Annotated in this window: 16 protein-coding genes; 4 read left to right on the top strand and 12 right to left on the bottom strand. The window is 37.9% G+C overall.

Annotated features, from left to right (window positions below):
• Positions 1–3: 3 nt before the first annotated feature.
• Positions 4–864: an efflux RND transporter periplasmic adaptor subunit gene (locus QT16_RS16400; RefSeq protein ID WP_039489388.1), complete on the bottom strand. Its 861-nt coding sequence runs from the start codon at positions 862–864 to the stop codon at positions 4–6.
• Between the two features lie 168 nt (positions 865–1032).
• Positions 1033–1236, bottom strand: a complete 204-nt coding sequence (locus tag QT16_RS16395) for a DUF1656 domain-containing protein (RefSeq protein ID WP_024605434.1) — start codon at positions 1234–1236, stop codon at positions 1033–1035.
• Between the two features lie 392 nt (positions 1237–1628).
• On the opposite strand from QT16_RS16395, the gene QT16_RS16390 reads away from it, so the two are divergent.
• The 3 genes from QT16_RS16390 to QT16_RS16380 are packed head-to-tail and all read left to right on the top strand — an operon-like array spanning position 1629 to position 4155.
• On the top strand, positions 1629–2738 hold the full coding sequence (locus QT16_RS16390) for a YjgN family protein (protein WP_039489464.1): 1110 nt from the start codon (positions 1629–1631) through the stop codon (positions 2736–2738).
• Positions 2739–2747: 9 nt separating this feature from the next.
• Positions 2748–3770: a M48 family metallopeptidase gene (locus tag QT16_RS16385; RefSeq protein WP_039489385.1), complete on the top strand. Its 1023-nt coding sequence runs from the start codon at positions 2748–2750 to the stop codon at positions 3768–3770.
• Positions 3757–4155 carry a DoxX-like family protein gene (locus QT16_RS16380; protein WP_039489383.1) on the top strand — a complete coding sequence of 133 codons (399 nt, stop codon included), beginning with the start codon at positions 3757–3759 and terminating at the stop codon, positions 4153–4155. The genes QT16_RS16385 and QT16_RS16380 overlap by 14 nt, the downstream gene beginning before the upstream one ends.
• Before the next feature lie 55 nt (positions 4156–4210).
• Here QT16_RS16380 and speB read toward each other — a convergent pair whose 3' ends face one another.
• The 7 genes from speB to QT16_RS16340 all read right to left on the bottom strand — a co-directional run bounded on the left by speB (position 4211) and on the right by QT16_RS16340 (position 12650).
• Entirely contained in the window at positions 4211–5134 is a 924-nt protein-coding gene (gene speB, locus QT16_RS16375) for an agmatinase (protein ID WP_024597470.1), read from the bottom strand.
• Between the two features lie 3 nt (positions 5135–5137).
• Complete coding sequence (gene speA, locus QT16_RS16370) at positions 5138–7051, bottom strand: biosynthetic arginine decarboxylase (RefSeq protein ID WP_002958572.1); 1914 nt, start codon at positions 7049–7051, stop codon at positions 5138–5140.
• Positions 7052–7538: 487 nt separating this feature from the next.
• Positions 7539–7937, bottom strand: coding sequence for a hypothetical protein (locus tag QT16_RS16365; protein WP_039489380.1), 399 nt, complete (start codon positions 7935–7937; stop codon positions 7539–7541).
• Positions 7938–8231: 294 nt separating this feature from the next.
• Complete coding sequence (locus QT16_RS16355; RefSeq protein ID WP_039489462.1) at positions 8232–8564, bottom strand: YnfA family protein; 333 nt, start codon at positions 8562–8564, stop codon at positions 8232–8234.
• 62 nt (positions 8565–8626) lie between these two features.
• A complete protein-coding gene (locus QT16_RS16350; RefSeq protein ID WP_039489375.1) occupies positions 8627–9496 on the bottom strand; it encodes an MYG1 family protein in 870 nt (289 codons plus the stop codon).
• 232 nt (positions 9497–9728) lie between these two features.
• The gene (locus QT16_RS16345; protein ID WP_002958569.1) at positions 9729–10190 is read right to left on the bottom strand and encodes a GNAT family N-acetyltransferase; all 462 of its coding nucleotides are present in this window, start codon (positions 10188–10190) and stop codon (positions 9729–9731) included.
• A gap of 207 nt (positions 10191–10397) precedes the next feature.
• Positions 10398–12650, bottom strand: coding sequence for a sensor domain-containing phosphodiesterase (locus tag QT16_RS16340; RefSeq protein WP_039489373.1), 2253 nt, complete (start codon positions 12648–12650; stop codon positions 10398–10400).
• A 310-nt stretch (positions 12651–12960) separates the two neighbouring features.
• Here QT16_RS16340 and cysZ point away from each other — a divergent pair, with 310 nt between their 5' ends.
• Positions 12961–13671 carry a sulfate transporter CysZ gene (gene cysZ / locus QT16_RS16335; protein WP_188085205.1) on the top strand — a complete coding sequence of 237 codons (711 nt, stop codon included), beginning with the start codon at positions 12961–12963 and terminating at the stop codon, positions 13669–13671.
• Between the two features lie 71 nt (positions 13672–13742).
• Here the strand turns inward: cysZ and QT16_RS16330 are convergent, their stop codons facing one another.
• Genes QT16_RS16330 through rlmM form a run of 3 tightly spaced genes read right to left on the bottom strand, consistent with a single transcriptional unit; the run spans position 13743 to position 18676 of the window.
• Positions 13743–14264 (bottom strand): hypothetical protein, encoded by a 522-nt coding sequence (locus tag QT16_RS16330; RefSeq protein ID WP_039489369.1) that lies wholly within the window; start codon positions 14262–14264, stop codon positions 13743–13745.
• A 1-nt stretch (position 14265) separates the two neighbouring features.
• Entirely contained in the window at positions 14266–17574 is a 3309-nt protein-coding gene (locus QT16_RS16325) for a PKD domain-containing protein (RefSeq protein WP_039489367.1), read from the bottom strand.
• Positions 17575–17590: 16 nt separating this feature from the next.
• On the bottom strand, positions 17591–18676 hold the full coding sequence (gene rlmM / locus QT16_RS16320) for a 23S rRNA (cytidine(2498)-2'-O)-methyltransferase RlmM (RefSeq protein WP_002958564.1): 1086 nt from the start codon (positions 18674–18676) through the stop codon (positions 17591–17593).
• Positions 18677–18685 lie beyond the last annotated feature (9 nt).

Genomic DNA, 18685 nt, shown 5'->3' with positions numbered 1-18685 from the left:
CCCTTAGCGCGTAGCGAGATGTATAGTGGCGGTCATTCCTGCGCTAAGCTGTGTATTTTCGGGCAATGAATCTAACTTAATATCAACAGGTATACGCTGTGATAAACGTACCCAATTAAATGTTTGTTGCACTTGCGGTAAAAGCTGACCGTTACTTTGTGTATTCGTATTTGCAATGGCTTTACCTACACTCACTACATGCCCTGTTAATTGCTTACCACCACTTAAAAGGGCTATTTTAGCTTTTTGATCAGGATAAATAAGCGGTATTTTACTCTCTTCAAAGTAACCCGTTACATAAAATGAATCTGACTGAACAATAGCAAAAACAGGTGTGCCTTGAGCTACATAGTTGCCTTGGCGTAAATTTAAATTAATTATTTGCCCTGATGCAGGCGCAACAATTTTAGTTCTATCAACATTTAACTGCGCAATTGTTTGCTCTGTCTTGGCTAGGTTATAATTTGCCTCAGCAATTTTAGTATTGATACGTGTTGACTCTAGCGTTTCTTCACTTATTGCCTGTTGAGTGTTTAGCTCAACACGTCTTTCGTATTTATGTTTAGCAAGTTCCCATGTATACAATGCGTTTTCTGTGTTTGCTTTACTTTTATCAAGCGCTGCTTGATAACGCTTTTTATCAACAGTAAAAAGTACTTCGCCTTTTTGTACGTTTTGACCATCTTTAATATTTAAAGCAGTTACCCAACCCGACACGTCTGGAGCAACCGTGACAATATCGGCTCGAATACGCCCGTCACGCGTCCAAGGAGTATGCATGTAGTCAGTCCATACCCAACGCCCAGCAAAAACGGCGGCTATAACAACCAAGATAGTAAAAGTAATACGCAGATATTTAATCATTCAATTTATCTTCCACTTAGTAATACCAACCCGCAATAATACTTGAGTAATTTGAGGGCTTAAACCTGACGCTAACTGTGTTAAAAATTTCTGATATAGAACAACTAAATAACGAAATTTTTGCCTTGTTATCGACACGGTTTTCTTGCCTCAAAATAGCTCAATTAATTAAACAGATTGGTATAAATAGACGGCGAGTGCCAAGTAACAAACAAATAGTGACACCTCAAACCAAGCCACTTTCCAAATACGGTCATGCCAATCTAGTCGATGCAAAGCAAAACGAGTCAACGCCGTTAAAATAAATGCAATTGGGAAGTAAACAATCAGCGGGCTAAACTCTAATCCCCCTAACACGACTGCTTGAAACATAATAAATATCCTAATGTTATTTAAAGCGGTGATAAAAGCTGTAAAACCTAAATAAATTTACATCCGCACTACTCTTACAATCTATTATTTTGGCATATAAATCAATTAGCTTAATTGTACGTAGGTGTGCTTAATACATAATTAATGCCATTACATTTAAGCAGCACTAACTATGTATAGTAGCTAAGTCACTTATTAAAAAGCTAAAGACCCCAGTTACCAGCCAAATACATAAACCAGCGAGGTTTATTGACAAAAAAGTATTAGAGTATTCAACTTAATACTTAAAACGCCTATTTATAGCTGCTTGCAGAAGGGTTGGATAATTATAAACATTGAGTTTTGCACTAAAAATGGGTAAATTAACAAAAAAACAACATGGATATAATTTAATGGAATCAATACACCCTACCCCATCTGAAACAACCCCACCAATAAATGAACCTGCTGAACCAATTTTTAGCGGAAAAGTGCAATTTAGTGGTAAAGGTGGTGAGTTTTTTGGAATTTGGATTGTAAATATATTACTTAGCGTTATTACGCTTGGCATATATTCGGCGTGGGCTAAAGTACGTACGCATCGCTATTTTTACGGCCACACCCGTATAGATGGTCATAGCTTTGACTACTTAGCAACACCAATACAAATTTTAAAAGGTCGGATTTTAGCGGTTGTTGTATTTTTTATTTACACATTCTCTATTAGCTTTTTGCCTATTTTGGGGCTGTTTATTGCTCTTGGTTTTATCTTTTTAATGCCATGGATTATTAACCAAGGTTTACGTTTTAATCTGCGTATGACCCGCCATCGTAATGTTCGCTTTGCTTTTAAAGGCAGTTATGGCGAAGCCTTTGTTAACTTTATACTTTTACCTATTGCAAGCATATTTACGCTTTACTTATTAATGCCTTACGTTATAAAACGTATTGATAGCTATATCCATAGCAACATTAGTTACGGCGACAAACCACTTACTGTAAACCTAAAAGGCGAAACCTATTACCTAACAGCGCTTATTTGTTTTGTGGTGAGCTCTATCACCATGGTGGTATTTATGGGGATTTTAGGGGTATTTGGTCTCAATTTATTAGATGTTGAAAATCAACAAGGTTTAGAAAACTCCCCTGCAATGGTTATGCTACCCATACTTATGATGATTGCCTATGTGCTGATGATTGCCATTGTTTCTGCTGTATGGCATGCCGCTATTAGAAATCATATTTTTGATAACAGCCATTTTGAAGGCGTTGCTACATTTAAATCAGAGTTAAAACCAGTTCCTTTCGCTGTTTTACTATTAACTAATATGTTGGCTATTGTATTTTCTTTAGGCCTTGCATACCCATGGACAAAAGTACGTACATCAAAAATGCTTGCTGATGTAACTAACGTCACTATTTATCCTGGTGCATTAAACCTAATTGATACCGCGCAAGAACAGCAATCATCATTTGCTGAAGAAGCTGCAAACGTATTTGATATTGACCTTTCTTTAACTTAAGAGCTCACTATGCATGTAAAGGGACATTTTTTCCCCATCGCATCGAGTAACTATCAAGTGTGTGTTGCAACTATTAGCGACACACACATTGAGGTTATCAACGATGAACACGTTATAGCTCGCCACGCAATCTCAAGTCTTAAATTAAGCTCGGGGATGGCAGGACTTGCCGACGAACTAAACTTTGAAGATGGCAGTCGTTTTATTCCTCAAGATGTAAGTTACAGATGGCCATTTAAAGAAAATAACCATCACATAATGGAGCGCCTTGAAAAAAGTAAATGGGCAATTTTAGCTGCAGTCATATTTACACCGCTTTTTATGTGGTTAGTACTTTATAAAGCAGTACCCGCCATTGCTGTTTACAGTGTTGATACCCTGCCACGTAATGTTGTAGAACAAATGGGGGAGCAAAGTTTTACACTAATTAAAAAGATTGCGCTTGACCCAAGTGAGCTGCCCGCAGAGCAGCAAGCTAAAGTACAAGCGCATTTTACAAGTATGCTTAATGCGTTATCGCTTGATAAATCGGTTTATAGATTATCGTTTTATAAATCCGACAGCTTTGGTGCTAACGCGTTTGCACTACCCCATGGCCGTATCGTGGTCACAGATGATTTAGCAAATTTACTTGCCGATAGACCCAATGCACTAAAAGCGGTATTACTACACGAAATGGGCCATGTAGTGCACCAGCATAGCGTACGTATTACAGCACAATCTGCCGCAAGTACGATTGTGCTAGCGGTTGTATTTGGTGATTTAGAGGGAGTTGCTGAGGTTGCGTTAGGTACGGGTGCATCGTTTGCTCAGCAAGGGTTTTCACGAGATATGGAACGCGAGGCAGATAGCTTTGCACTCACTCAATTAGAATCGCTTGGGTATTCGAGTAATGACTTTGCTGATGCAATAGAGGCCCTACAAGAAAGCCATACCAGCGAAAACGAACACCTAGAAAAAGTAAATGACTTATTAGAGTACTTATCTAGCCACCCAAGTGCACAAGAGCGTATTGACAATGCTAGGAAATAATCGCGGTTATATTCAACTTGCTCGCTACATAGTGAGTTTAAGTTGGATATACCACGGCTTTTTTCCAAAGCTTTATCACGTAGCTCCACTTGAAAAATTAATGACTGGCAGTGCTGGTTTTTCAGCCGAAGTGTCTGACTTAATTACACGTTCGGCGGGTGTTGGCGAAATTATATTTGGCTTGTGTTTATTTGTATTTTATAAACATAAGCATTTGGTAGCTTTAAATATATTGGCGCTTATGGGGCTTTTACTTGCTGTAGTTGTAATGCAGCCACAATTGCTTATTGAAGCATTTAACCCTGTAACTACTAACCTGCCTCTTATTGGGCTAAGCGTTATTTGGTTAAAAGAAATTAAGCAGTTGAATAATCGATACCTCTAAATAAAAAAAGGGTATGCAAGCGCATACCCTTTTTTGTAGTACTTAAGTTATATAATTAGTACTTATTTTTATGCGTCCACAAATGCAGTAATTCGCTCGCAATGGTTGCTGCGGCAATAGCGGTAAGCTCACTTTGGTCGTACGAAGGTGATACTTCTACCACATCCATACCTACCATGTTTATGCCTTTAAGCGCACGCAGTACTTTAAGTACTTTATCTGACGTTAAACCACCACACACAGGAGTGCCTGTACCAGGCGCAAACGCAGGATCTAAACAATCTATATCAAACGTTAAGTAAACAGGTAGGTCTCCTACTCGCTCAAGTATTTGCGCTGCAATATCATTAGCATGTAAATCGTTGGCTTGCATTGCATCAATCACAGCAAACTCATGTTTACTTTGATCAAAGTCTGTACGGATACCTATTTGTATACTGTGCTCAACATCAATCAGCCCTTCCATAGGTGCATGATAAAACATAGTGCCGTGATCAAAGCGCGAGCCATTGCTATAGGTATCGGTGTGCGCATCAAAATGCACTAACGCCATTTTGCCATGTATTTTTGCATGAGCACGTAATAGCGGAAGCGTTACAAAGTGATCGCCCCCTAAACCTAATAGTGTTTTACCTTGGCGAAGTATTTGATCAGCAGCCATTTCTAGTTGCGCAGTAAAATACTCAGGATCCCCGACAGGGTAAGTAAAGTCCCCTGCATCTGCCACTTTTAAGCGCTCAAACAACGGGAAAGTCCACGGATATTTAGTGTCTTCCCATGCTAAATGAACCGATGCACGACGAATTGCATCAGGGCCTAAGCGCGCACCAGGGCGGCCCGAGGTCGCTAAATCAAATGGTAAGCCTAAAACCACTACGTCTGCATCAATTGCATTAATGTTTTGCACCATAGGACGACGTAAAAACGTCATCCCATTTGAGTACAATGAGTGATCTGCGTGACCAAACAAAGTTGACATTGCTTATAACTCTTCTAAATAAGTGTAGCCATCAAGGCCGCTTTGCAACTCGTCTAAAACGCTTTGCTGTTCGTGTTTTTCAATTTTAGTGCTTACTAACTGCTCGTATGATTGCTGAAAACTTTCAACATCTAAATGTACATAGCGCATCATATCGGCAACAGTGTCACCTTGGTTTATCTCGGTAATACTTGCAACGCCTTGCTCATCCATATTAACAATTGCGCTGTGCGTATCACCAAACAAGTTATGCATATCACCTAAAATTTCTTGATAAGCACCCACTAAGAAAAAGCCCATTAAATAAGGTTTATCAGCACTAAACTCTGGCACTGGTAGTGTGCTTTCAATACCTTGTCCATCTACGTAATGCTCAAGTGCGCCGTCTGAATCACAGGTTATATCAAGTAATACGGCACGTTTTTTTGGCGCTTCAGTTAAGCCACTTAATGGCAATACCGGAAACACTTGATCAATGCCCCATGCATCTGGAAGCGATTGAAATAACGAGAAGTTTACAAAAAACTTATCGGCTAAACGTACGTTTAACTCGTCAATAATAGGACGATGAAAACGGTTTTTATTATCCATGTGTTTGTTAAGTTCATAACAAATACGGATATTAATTTGTTCAGCCCATGCACGTTGCGATAAATCAAGTAACCCGAGTGCAAATTGGTTATGCGCTTCAGCTAAGTCACCTTGGCTGTCGTGATAAATCTCAATTAATGCACGGTCATCCGTTAAATCAGTTAACTGTACAAACGATGCCCACATGTTTTTTAATAACAGGGGTGCATCTGCCGCTGGCGCTACTAACTCTTCTGGCGTGTAACTTTCAGTACCAATAACATTAGAAATAAGCACAGCATGATGCGCCGTAAGCGCACGACCCGACTCAGAAATAATAGTCGGCATTGGTTGCTCATATTGCTTACATGTATCACCAATGGTGTACACAATGTTATTCGCATATTCAGCTAAACTGTAATTCATAGAGTTATGCGACTGGCTACGCGTGCCGTCGTAATCAACAGCTAAACCACCGCCTACATCAAGACAATCAATTTCTGCGCCTAATTTACGTAGCTCACAATAAAAACGCGCAGCTTCGCTTACACCTAAACGTACATCACGAATGTTCGCCATTTGTGACCCTAAGTGAAAATGCACAAGCTGCAATAAATCAAGCTGGTTTGCGCCTTTTAAACGATTAACTACATGTAAAACTTGCGATGCAGATAAACCAAATTTTGATTTTTCGCCGCCACTCGCTTGCCACTTACCTTTACCTTGCGACGCTAAACGTACACGAATACCAATGCGTGGTTTTACGTTAAGCTCTTTTGCTTGGCTAAGCACCATGTCTAGCTCAGAAAGCTTTTCAAGTACGATATACACTTTATGACCTAGCTTTTCGCCAATAAGTGCTAAACGTACGTACTCTTTATCTTTGTAGCCGTTACATACAATAACGGCGCTGGTTTTTTCAGCCAGTGCTAGTACCGTTAGTAATTCAGGCTTGCTGCCGGCTTCTAAACCAAGTTGCTTTTTTTCTACTTGTGCTTGGCTTGCTACTATTTCTTCAACCACTTCACGTTGTTGGTTTACTTTTATTGGGTAAACTAATAGGTAGTCTTTAGGGTAACCATAGTTTTCAATCGCAGTATTAAATGCGCCGCATAAGCTGTGTACACGATGGTGTAAAATTTGCGGAAAACGAACTAAGGCAGGTAAGCTTAAACCTTTATCTTGTAGTTGCTTTGCGATATCTGTTAGTGCAATGGTTTGCTCTGGGGCATGAGCCTTGGGCGCAACATACACATCACCTTGATCATTAATACCAAAAAAACCTTGGCTCCAATGACGAACATTGTAGCTCGTACGAGCTTGTTCTAGTGATGTTGTCTCTTTCATTTATCTTTCTCTTTTATTTAATTAATGCCGACTCGGCTAGTGCCGCGCATTAAAAGAAAAATAGAGATTCAAGTCCAACAAGTATTTTTACTCGTAACGAGTGATTTTTGATGTTAAAAAAATAACCAAACAACTATTGCCCGCTAGCATATATAAAACAGGACTTTGATGATTATTAAAGATAAGAAAAGTTATAAAAAATGGCTGTTTTTAAATGACTCATTATAAATTTTATTAGCAAAAATGAATTAGCTCATTCAATAAAATTCATCTTGAGTTACTTTGTTTATAAAATTTACTTTTGATGGATTAGAGCAAGGCGTTCTCAACACCTCAATTACTCACAGTTGAGCCAACGTGTTGTGGCCAAGTAATACCTATGTATTCTGCAAAGTGAATAAAAACTGCACGTCAAAAACGCTTAGCCTACATCCACCAGCACCAATAACCACTCACAACTACTTATGAGTATTGTATAACTGGCTCTTTATTTAACTATTATTGGCTTTTTATCTATCTCTGTCATATTTTCAACCGTAGATAAACCATACCCACCAAACAGTAAAGTCGTAGTAATTAACCTCAACTTGTAAGTATTACCTATTGTAGATAATTTATGTGGGCTAACTTCCCAGAGTTTTTTATAGTCATTTGCACTTACATAAAAGGCCGTATTATTATCAGCTAAAGTAACTACTTTATTTCTTAAAATAACAGTTTCAAGAAAGTGTCTAAAACATGTATTTTTATCAATAAAAACAAATACAATTTCACCTTCAATACATTTTTGCTGCTGGGATTTTGGTAGTCTATAAATTAAAAATGCAAAAAATAGGAAGCTAGCTGCTATAAATATAAAAATAATCACAAGGTATAAAATATTCAATCTTTTATTCCATTAAAATATGAGTGCTGGTTTGGTATTACAATTTGCGATGTTTTAATAAGGGTAAGGTAGCCATTCCTGCCAATTAAAACTTTCGCTATACATTTCATCAACTATATCCATATACTCAGATTTTGTAGCTAGGAGGTACTCTTGCCTCTCTTTTGGGCTCATATAGGCAAGCCAATAAGGGAGATAACCTGGATAGTCTACCCCAAACATATCTTCAAAAAATCGGCTTTCGGGTAGTTCAAGGGTAATTTCATTATGAGTAAGCTTTGGCATGCATTTGAATTAAATAGACTTTGGGGCGAACATAATTATTGCCATACCTAGCAGTGCAACTAGACCACCGATAATATCCCACATAGTAAGCTTTACGCCATCTACAACCCATAACCATAATAGCGCAACGCAAATATATACGCCGCCATAAGCTGCATACACACGCCCGGCAGCAGTAGGATGTAAAGATAGCAACCATGCAAATAGTGCCAAACTTAACGCTGCAGGAATTAAAAGTAAAATGCTCTTATCTTGTTTAAGCCAAAGGTAGGGCAAATAGCAACCCACTATTTCTGCTAAGGCTGTAATAGTGAAAAGTGCGATTGTTTTTAATTCAAACATAATGCTCCGCGCAAAAATAACAAGCATAACAATCAATACAAATTGTTATGCTTAGTGTGTTGTTATTCGCTAAGCGCCATAGTGGCAAGTTTCATTGTGCTTTCAAACGACTTAGTGCCGGCTATAAATAAACCATTATGGCAAAACACTGCGTCATCAATACCTGTTTCATCTACGAACGCTTGATCAGATAAACCAGACCATGCTTTAGGAAGCGGTTTTCTATCTTCAAACGAGCCAGGCTCAACGGGTACTGTTTGTAATATCCATTGCCCAGAATGCGATGGGTAAACCATGTATAGCGCCTCACTTGATAAAATATGCACTGTTTTTTTCCACGGTGTGTACTTTTCAAGCACTATTACTCTGGCATCGTCTGCATTTTCAATTGCTTTGGCGACAATCTCTTTTGCATTAACACTACCGTGAGCTGAGGCGATAAAACGAATGAGCATACGTGCTGCAAATTCAACGGCTTCATCAAAGCAGGTATCAAAGTTACTTTCTTCTTCCCATGTAGGGTTAAACATTGAAATTGTTTGGCTCAAGCTTATCCCTTTTGATACACCTTCAACATGACCACAATCAATGGCGTCAATAGTTGAAACTAAGCCTGAATCCACTCTATCAGCAACGGCCTGGTTATCATCACACAGTGCTAAGCCGTATTTTTTCCACACTAAACCAAATGATGAAAAAGGAATGCCATTTTCTCGCTCGCCTGCACCACCACGTTGATGATGATCAAAGCGATTAGTTTCAGGGTCGTATTCCCCACCTACATCTATTACGTAGTCGGCACTTTCTATAAGCGCTTTATCGCGTGTGCGTACCAATTTAAACGTTGGCAAAACATGTTTAAGTACCGCAATACTAAAAACGTCATCTGCATGAAAATTACCATTGTGGGTTACTACTGTTATTTCGCTCATTTGTTTATTGCTACTTTTAGAAAAGATAAAAATTCTCGCTTTGTAAGTTAGTCACTAATTATCGAGGCAGATTTTATACGAAGACAGGTGTTAAAAACAGTGAAGTATTTTTGCATCACTATAAAAGCTGCTTTTATAGTTACTAGTTTGAGTATGACTTTTATTACAAGATAATAATGAAGGCAGATATTTACGACACATTAAGCTTTAACATGTCGCAGCGTTAATGAACTTATTTACTAAGCCCTAATTCCATAAAAACACTTTGTGGATTATCTACATATGAGCCAAAACTGCTACAGCGTTTAAAGCCTAAATTTTCATATAAATTGATTGATTTTATTTGTTTTGGGCCTGTTTCTAAGCGTATTAACGGGATTTGTTTTTCGCCAGCTTGATGCAATAAAATCTGCATAATACGTCTTGATAGCCCTTTACCACGATGACTTGGTTTTACATATAAACGTCTTATTTCGCCATAAGGCTGGGTATCAAATTTCTCTACAATCGCACCGCAGGCAATAATACCTTCTTCAGTTTTTAAACCAATAGCGTACACATTAGGTAAGGTTAATTCGTTTAACTCCAGAGACTGTGCGGTAGCAACAGGATATAAAGAGTTTATAAGCCGGTCTATATCATCAAATACATTTACCACGTCGGGATCATTCGGGTTCAAATCGACTAACTGCATAAAGCTTCCATTCATTGTTATAAGTTTATTAAGCTTTAAATAATATATTTAAGCGGTCATAGCTTAGCATTGTTTAATTAAAAAATCTTTACTCCTTATTTAGCATATGGGTTATGACATTTCACCAGCTAAAAGAGAAAAAGTGGCCTAGCAAGTGTGTAAATTTTGCTAGGTTATTACTAATTAATAAATAGTAGTCTTCAAGTATTATTGCGCATTGGTATTAGCGCTATGCCATTTTGCATAGCCTTCTTTATCCATCGGCCTTGCAATTAAGTAGCCTTGCATGGCGTCAATATTCATTTTTTTAAGTAAGTCATATTGTTCTGTTGTTTCTACGCCCTCAGCAACTACCTCTAAGTTTAAGCTTTTTCCTAGGCTGATAATTGTTTGCGCAATATTAAAGCCAACCGTGCTATCTAAAATTTTATCAATAAAGCTTTTATCTATTTTTAATTCTTTAACAGGAAACGCACTTAAGTACGCTAAGCAGGAGTAACCGGTTCCGAAATCATCAATCGAAAATAAAAAGCCAGCGGCAATGAGTTCTTTCATTTGTCTAATTGTATAATCTATATCGCTTGAGAGCATTGACTCAGTTATTTCTAACTTAATTTGCTGCGCTCGAATATCAAATTTATTGATAGTGCTAAACAGCTCTCCTTTTAAATTTGATGAATTAAACTGGCTTTGACTAATATTAATTGAAACACTAAACGAGTCGTCAATTATGTTATCTGCTTTAAGTTCGTTTATTAAAATACATATATCATGTAAAACAATATTTTGTAGTTTTTGAATAAGCCCGTATTGCTCTGCAATTGGTATAAATTCGTTTGCCGCTATTAACCCTTTTTGAGGATGGTTCCACCTAATGAGTGCTTCAGCACCAATAACATCACCATACGTATTTACCTGAGGCTGAAAATAAGCACAAAACTCATCAGATGCAATCGCTCTGACTATATCGGTTTCTAGTTCAGTTTGTTTTTCAAGCAGTGTTTGTAAGGCTGGATCGTAAAAGCTACTGCTATTCCCCCCTTTATTTTTAGAACGATACATAGCCGTGTCTGCAAATTTTAATATATTGCCTGCCTGCGCATTTACGCTATCAATTAGACAAATACCTATGCTGCAGCTTACTTGAAATGCAAGGTTGCCCACTTCAAATTTATCATGAAAAGCTCTTTGAATCTCTTTGGCTACTATTTTGCACTTGATGCTCGCCTGCTGTGTATTTTCTCCAACGTGTTTTAGTAAAATAATAAACTCATCGCCACCCGCTCTGGCCAACGTATCAGATCCTTTTATTATTGCGCTTAACCTTTTTGATAATTCCACAAGTACTTCATCACCCGCACTGTGCCCAAGTGAGTCATTAATACGCTTAAAATTATCTAGGTCTAAAAATAATAACGCCCCTATATTTTTATCTCGCTTAACACTCTCCACACACATGCTTAATCTGTCGCTAAGCATTCTTCTATTTGGAAGATTCGTTAATGGGTCGTAAAAGGCAAGCTTATGTACTTCTTGTTCGGCCTTTTTCTTTATTGAAATATCTCTGGCCATCCATACTACGTGCCTTTTTGTAGGACTATTGGGGTGGTAATGATCTAATGCAGCAGCCCTGCCTTCAAAAACTATATTGCCCTTTGGTACAGCTAATTCATATTCAAAAATTTGCGTCTCGTTAGTCGAGAGTGTTTTTTTAATAACGTCCATTATCATTTGTGCATCGTCTTGGGAGAGCAGGTCCTTAACACTTTGACCAATAAGGTCCTTGCTTGAATCAAGCAGTAACTCATTAGAGGTACCATACACATCGGTATAAATTCCCTCTTCACTTAAAATAAGGATGAGATCGGGCATTACCTTAGTGAAGGCTTTAAACTTTTCATTACTTTGCTGTAAATTCGCGAGAAGCTGTTTTGCTTTGTTAAATTCGTTACTTTTTTCAAGAGCGATACTAGAAAAGTGCACAAAAAAATCGATTAACTCTAAATCTTGCTTTGATGGTGATTTAGGAGTGCTGTGATAGATAGCAAAGGTGCCTAATAAATCGGCTTGAGTTGAAAAAATAGGCGTTGACCAACATGACTTAAGACCAAACTTTAGTGCTAAGTCTTTAAAGTCCTCCCACAGCGGTGAAGTTTCGATATTTTCAACAATAGTGCGCGATTTCGAAAATGCAGTAGTACCACATGAGCCCACTTTTGGCCCTATATAGACTCCATTAAGCAAACTACAGTACTCTGGATGAATATTAGGAGCTGCGCAATGAAAAAGCTGCTGGCCTTTAACTGATAAGATTGAACACCTAGCGGATTCATCATCAATAATCTGCTCGATTGATGAACAAATTTCAGTAAGCACCTCACTTAAAGGTACCCCTAATGCTATTTTAGATAAAATGCCTTGCTGGTGAGATAATAACTTTTTTAACCTATCCGTACCCATTTTCCTTTACCCGTATTATTTATACACATTGAAACAACAAAAGCTTTAATCAAGCGCTTTTTTCTTACGCAGTAAAGTTCAGTATAGTCATGATTAGTAAGTTTTTTATTTTATTGGCAAAAAATAATCGGGCCTGTCTTAAATAATCATAGTTGCATATTACTGAACACCTATTGTTACTATATAAACAAAACCACAATATTAAAGCTAACACTTTGTTACTTAAAAGTACTGTTCAAAATTTTTAAGCTATTTATACTATAAGTAATGGTAAATATTTTTTGAGGTTACAGTGCAGATCACACAAGGTATGGAATACTTTTTTTCGGGGTTTAAATTAATTAGCCAAAAAGGGCTAAAGCGTTTTGTCCTTATTCCGCTATTAATTAATATTTTGCTGTTTGGTAGCTCGCTGTTTTTTTTAGTTGGCTGGTTAAGTGATAGTTTTAGCTACATAAACAACATGCTCCCCGAGTGGTTAAGCTGGTTAGAGTGGCTAATGTGGCCTATTGCTGTATTAGTTGTTTTGTTTAGCTATAGTATGCTCTTTACAGTTATCACTAATTTTATTGCAGCCCCTTTCAATGCGCTCTTGAGTGAAAAAGTTGAGCTTTACCTAACAGGTCAAAAAATTAACGATGACGGCTTTACCGAACTAGTTAAAGATATACCTCGCATGCTTGCCCGTGAGTGGACAAAACTATGCTACTACCTTCCTCGCGCAATTGGCTTTTTTATATTGTTATGGGTTTTACCGGTCATTGGTCAAATACTATGGGTGTTGTTTACTTGTTGGATGTACGCAGTTCAATACGAAGACTATGCGTTTGATAATCATAAAATTGACTTTAAGCAAATGAAAGACGATTTAAAATCTAAGCAAGGTTTGTCATACGGATTTGGTTTTGCTGTTATGTTGTTAACTGCTATCCCTTTTATAAACTTAATAGTTATGCCAGTCGCAGTGTGCGGCGCAACACGTTTATGGGTAGATAACTATCGTCCAAAATATCGCAGTTAATTAAAAGGTTGCTGACTTTTCAATATTCGAAGGACACCGCACCCTAGATTAAAAAGCACCTAAGGTGCTTTTTAATCTATTTTTAAAGCAATAAACTCAAGCGATGCACGCCTTGGTAATGCATCGCTTTGTTTATCTACTTCTTCAAATTTTTTAATCAAAATACTAAAGCGCTGATTATTAATATTAACGGCTGTAACTTCACCAATTTTTATACTGTAGTTTTGATGCTGATCAAACAGCTTTAGTATTTGACCTTTTACACGCTCTACGTATAAATAAGGTGTTTGGTCTGGCATCTTTAAACGAATGACATTGATTTTACTTAGTTCATGTACCGCGACCCAATTCTTACTCTGCATTAACGTATTATAACGACTAATACCTTCAGGCTGATAAACAACATCTTGGCTTATAACGCATGTATTACAGTCCTTTACTGATTCAATTCGCCAGTCAACAGCTGTATTTTTATAATACAAATTATCATTTTTTAGTAACCACTCACGTGCATTGTTAGTATCACTACACGCTATTAGTAAGCTAAAAAAACTACTCAAGATAATAAACTTAGTGCTTAGCATTGGCTTCATACTATTGCTCTTTAATTGCTTTTAATTCAGCAATAATTGCACTACTTGGCTGTGCTTCTTTTATATAACTGGGCAGCGTTTCAATATTAGCAGGCGAGCTTTGTAAATTATGCACCTTACTGTTATTTGTATTTGGCACGCCAAATCGATTACCTGCACTTTGCATATAAAACTGTAAATTAAGCACGCTCCACTCATCTACATCACTCAGTATTGATATTGTATTATCTTGGTTAGTATCAAAGCTGGTTAAGCTTTCGGTGTTAATTGCATTACAATTAAAATCAACTGGTAGTGAGCTATTTCTATTTAACCCCTGTACTTCAAGTATGGTGCTTTCATTTAAATCTGCTGAACTACCATTTGAATAATCAATAATAAAATCATCCGTAGAGCCTAAATGACTATTAGTATTTGGTGCAATATCGCAACTAGCATTGCCTGGGTAAAAACGCTCATAGTAGCGATCGCCTTCGTTATTACCTATTGTTGATAAACCCGCTAATTGATATAAATAGTTCATAGAGCTTAAATGATTAGGCTTAAAATTAACTTCTTCATCACCGCCATGGTATAAACCTAAGTTATGACCTAACTCATGAAATATTGTTGATGCTTGATAATTATAAGTTACATTGGTTGCTACCTGCGTATCAAGCGTTAAACCCCAGCCCCCCATAGTTACCATTAAATCATTACCGCTTATCTCAGCAATACCCGACCCACTAATACTACCGTCTTCGTTACCACTACTTGCCATTAATAAATAATGGAAAATGGGCCTGCGAGTTATATCGCTAAATTCCATTTTATAAGCAAATAAATTAGGGCTACTTAAATCGTATTCAAACGGGGTATAGCTGTTAAAAGGGACAAGATTTCCGCCACCTAAATCAAAGTTTTGCGGTGCTGTATTTGTATTTCGATCAAACAAATCACCTACGTCAAAGTGGACTGTATAGCCTTTTCCTGCAAAAACAGTGGCTACTTTTTCAAGTGCAGTTCGATGTGGAGTAATACCTACATCAGTGCTGTCCATATAATCAACTTCAATAAATATATCTTTTTGTGAGGTACGCGCCCCCCACTCATAAAGTGGTAAACCCGCGAATGTTGTACCCTGTTGCTCAGCGCAATCAGGAATACCATCCTCATCATCATCTATTGTGCAATTTATATTGTTTGGCCCAGCGGGTGTGTTAAACACAGAATAACTCCAATCAGTACTTTGATTAGTGTCTGTCGCATTAAGCTCGCGCTTTAAGCTGCCTCCTTGCTCGGAGATGATTTGCTCTGCGTTACCACCTTGCCATTGTGATGGCGTTACTGGTTCTTGTACTGAGTTACCAAATTTTACAAAGTCGATTGTTTGTGTACCTGCACTATTAAGTAATTCTACGAAACCGTTTATGTACCAATAAGGTCTAATTTCATCACTAGCATTACCCACAAGCGCTATTTTAGGGTTGTTAACTGATGCATTGACTAAAAAATCATCTCCAAACTTGCTTTGTAAAATAAGGTACTCACCATTTTCAAGCTCTTTATTGGGCAGTGAAAAAGTTGTCTGCGCACTAGTCGAGCTATTAATCATATTAATACTGCGGGTTTTAAGCGAATAACTCTGTAAGTTTACAGCTGCCCCTGTGCCGTTATAAATTTCAATCCAAGGTAAGTCGTTACTAAATTGCACAGAAGAAACTTCAGTTATTTTTATATCTTGGCTAGAGGTAGTAAAAGAAGTAGCGGTTTGCGTTTCAATGGCCGTATCATCAAAATTAGTTAAATCAGCTGTAACACGGACGATATATTGGCTATCTTCATTAAAGCTTGCGCTTACATTTACAGTATGAAAATAAGTACTTGTGTCACTAGTAGTACCCGACAAACTTTCAATATTTAAGGCCAAGCAAGTAGTAAAATTATCTGCCGACACTTGTACACTTCCTGTACAAGCACCACTACTAGAATTAACTGCTAAAGTGCTCGTTAGCATAATATCTGAAAATGTAATACTAACAGGGCTATCTACAAGAACTGGGTCATTATTACTTTGGGGTGTTACATTACTAATTGTAGCGGGCGTTGAATCAACCACAGTAATATTCAGGGTAAATTCGGTTGTGTCTTTTGAATCAGACGCAGTTAACGTATAGCTTTGTGAAGTTATACTGTTTGCAGGAGGTGTGTAGCTAAAAAGTAAGGCTTGTGCATCAATAACACTAATTTTTGCACCATTTAAATCATCACCAAAATCAATCTGAACGGTATCGTTATCGGCATCGCTAACTACTAAACTAAATTCTGTGGCTTGATTATATTGCACGCTAATACTTACATCATCTGCAGTTGGTGGATTGTTTGGTGCTAATACTGCAACTGTTTTTTGAGCGCTATTTGTAGCATTATCGTCATCGGTTACAGTAACCACAAATGTAACATTGGTATTTTGTGAAACAGTGGGCGCATTAAAGCTAATGCTTGTTTGTGTTTGAGTAAGTTCAACTACAGGACCACTTATTTGCTGCCAAGTTATGCTATTAATACTACCATCGCTGTCTTGTGCATCTGCAACTAAGGTTACACTGTCACCTTTTTCAGCTTCTTCAGGGCCTGTAACAATGACTGTTGGCGCGCTATTTACTTGATTAATTAAAACCGTTTTACTCGCTTGAGCGCTTTTACCTGCATTGTCAGTTACGGTTACGCTAAAACCTAGTGTTGTATTTTCAGATACATTAGGGGCGGTAAAACTAAGGACTCCATCAGTTTGTGAAAACTCAACATTGTCCCCAGCAGACTGAATCCAATTAATATTACTTATAGTGCCATCTGTATCTTGAGCGTTAGCAACTAAACTAACTTGTGTGCTGGCAAGTGCACTACTTGGGCCTGTTATATTAACTGTAGGAGCATTATTTTGAGAGGTGATAGTGCCTGAAAAAACTTGTTGTGCAGTAGCACCTGAGTTGTCAGTAACTGTAACCGAAAAGCTAAAGGTCGTATCGGTTGTTACACTAGGTGCAGTGGCTGTAAGCGTGTTACCGTTAGAGGTAAACGTAAACTCGGGCCCGCTAAGTTGTTGCCATTGATAGCTGGCAATTTGTCCGTCGCTATCACTTGCAAGCGCTGTAATAGTAAATGATTGATTAGAAGTAATAACGTTACTGCTAACCGAAAGCGTAACACTGGGCGCAGCGTTACCAGAGGGCGTAGTTGTATCACTACTTTCGCCTCCCCCGCCACAACCTGTGATTAAAAGTGATAAAAAAAGTAAACTTAGCCATTTATTAATATTGTTTTTTACCACTTTTAGCCTCTACATATTAACTATACAAATTTTGTGGCACCTTAGTAACGTTTAAATGAACGGTTATTTCCTCACGATCATGATATAGATGTTTAGCTTGCAACTCGTAATTGATACCTTGTTTCTCAAGCTCTTTTCTGATCATCGAAAGACATTCATAAACACTATCAAAGCGTTTTTTCATAGGCAGTTTTAAGTTAAATATAAACTCTTTTGCGTATGCATTTACTGCCCAGTCAATCATTAGCGTAGTCACTTTGGTCGGTTTTTCCACCATATCGCATACTAACCAAGTAATATTTCTTTTTTCTGGGCGATATTTAAAACCGTCGGCTCTAAAATGTTTAACTTGCCCAGTTTGCATTAAATCGTCATTCATTGGGCCGTTATCAATCGCACTTACAAACATACCACGGCGTACAAGCTGATAAGTCCAACCACCTGGGCATGCACCTAAATCAACACTGCGCATACCGGCAGCTACGCGTGACTCGCGTTGTTGCTCAGGTATAAATACGTTAAATGCTTCATCGAGTTTTAACGTTGAGCGACTCGGTGCATCGCTTGGCATACGAAGGCGCAAAATACCCATGAAGAATGGAGAATTATTAAAGCTATACGAGTAACCAACATAAGCCGTATTGTTTGTTAAAAACATGACATGCATTACTGGGCGATTTGCTTTTGGCTCACGTAGTACAGTATTTTGTTTTTCGAGGGCTTTTTTAAGCGGTGTTGAGATTTTTTTACAGAACGTTAAAAGCTCTTTGCCTTCGTTTGTGTCTGGCGTTTCAACGCGCAGTTCTGAGCATAATGTAAAATCTTTAGCAGCTTCAACTACTGCGCCCACACGGTCCTCTACTGGCATGTTTTCAAGTAATGTGCCGGCAAACCATTGACGTGCAAACACCATGTTTTTAAAATCAACTTTTTTGATTATTTCGTCGCTGTGATGCGCTTCAAAACATTCGTAAACAACATAACCTGTATTTGGTTTTGCTTTTACATACCCTGCAAAACCTTGCTCTGCAGCATGAAACGTTATTTCAGCAGCGGCATCGTTTTCAAAACCACTACGACAAAAAATCACAACACTAGACATATTAACCCT

This window comes from Pseudoalteromonas distincta, assembly GCF_000814675.1.
Lineage (GTDB): Bacteria > Pseudomonadota > Gammaproteobacteria > Enterobacterales > Alteromonadaceae > Pseudoalteromonas > Pseudoalteromonas distincta.
This window is presented reverse-complemented; position numbering and strand designations above follow the sequence as displayed.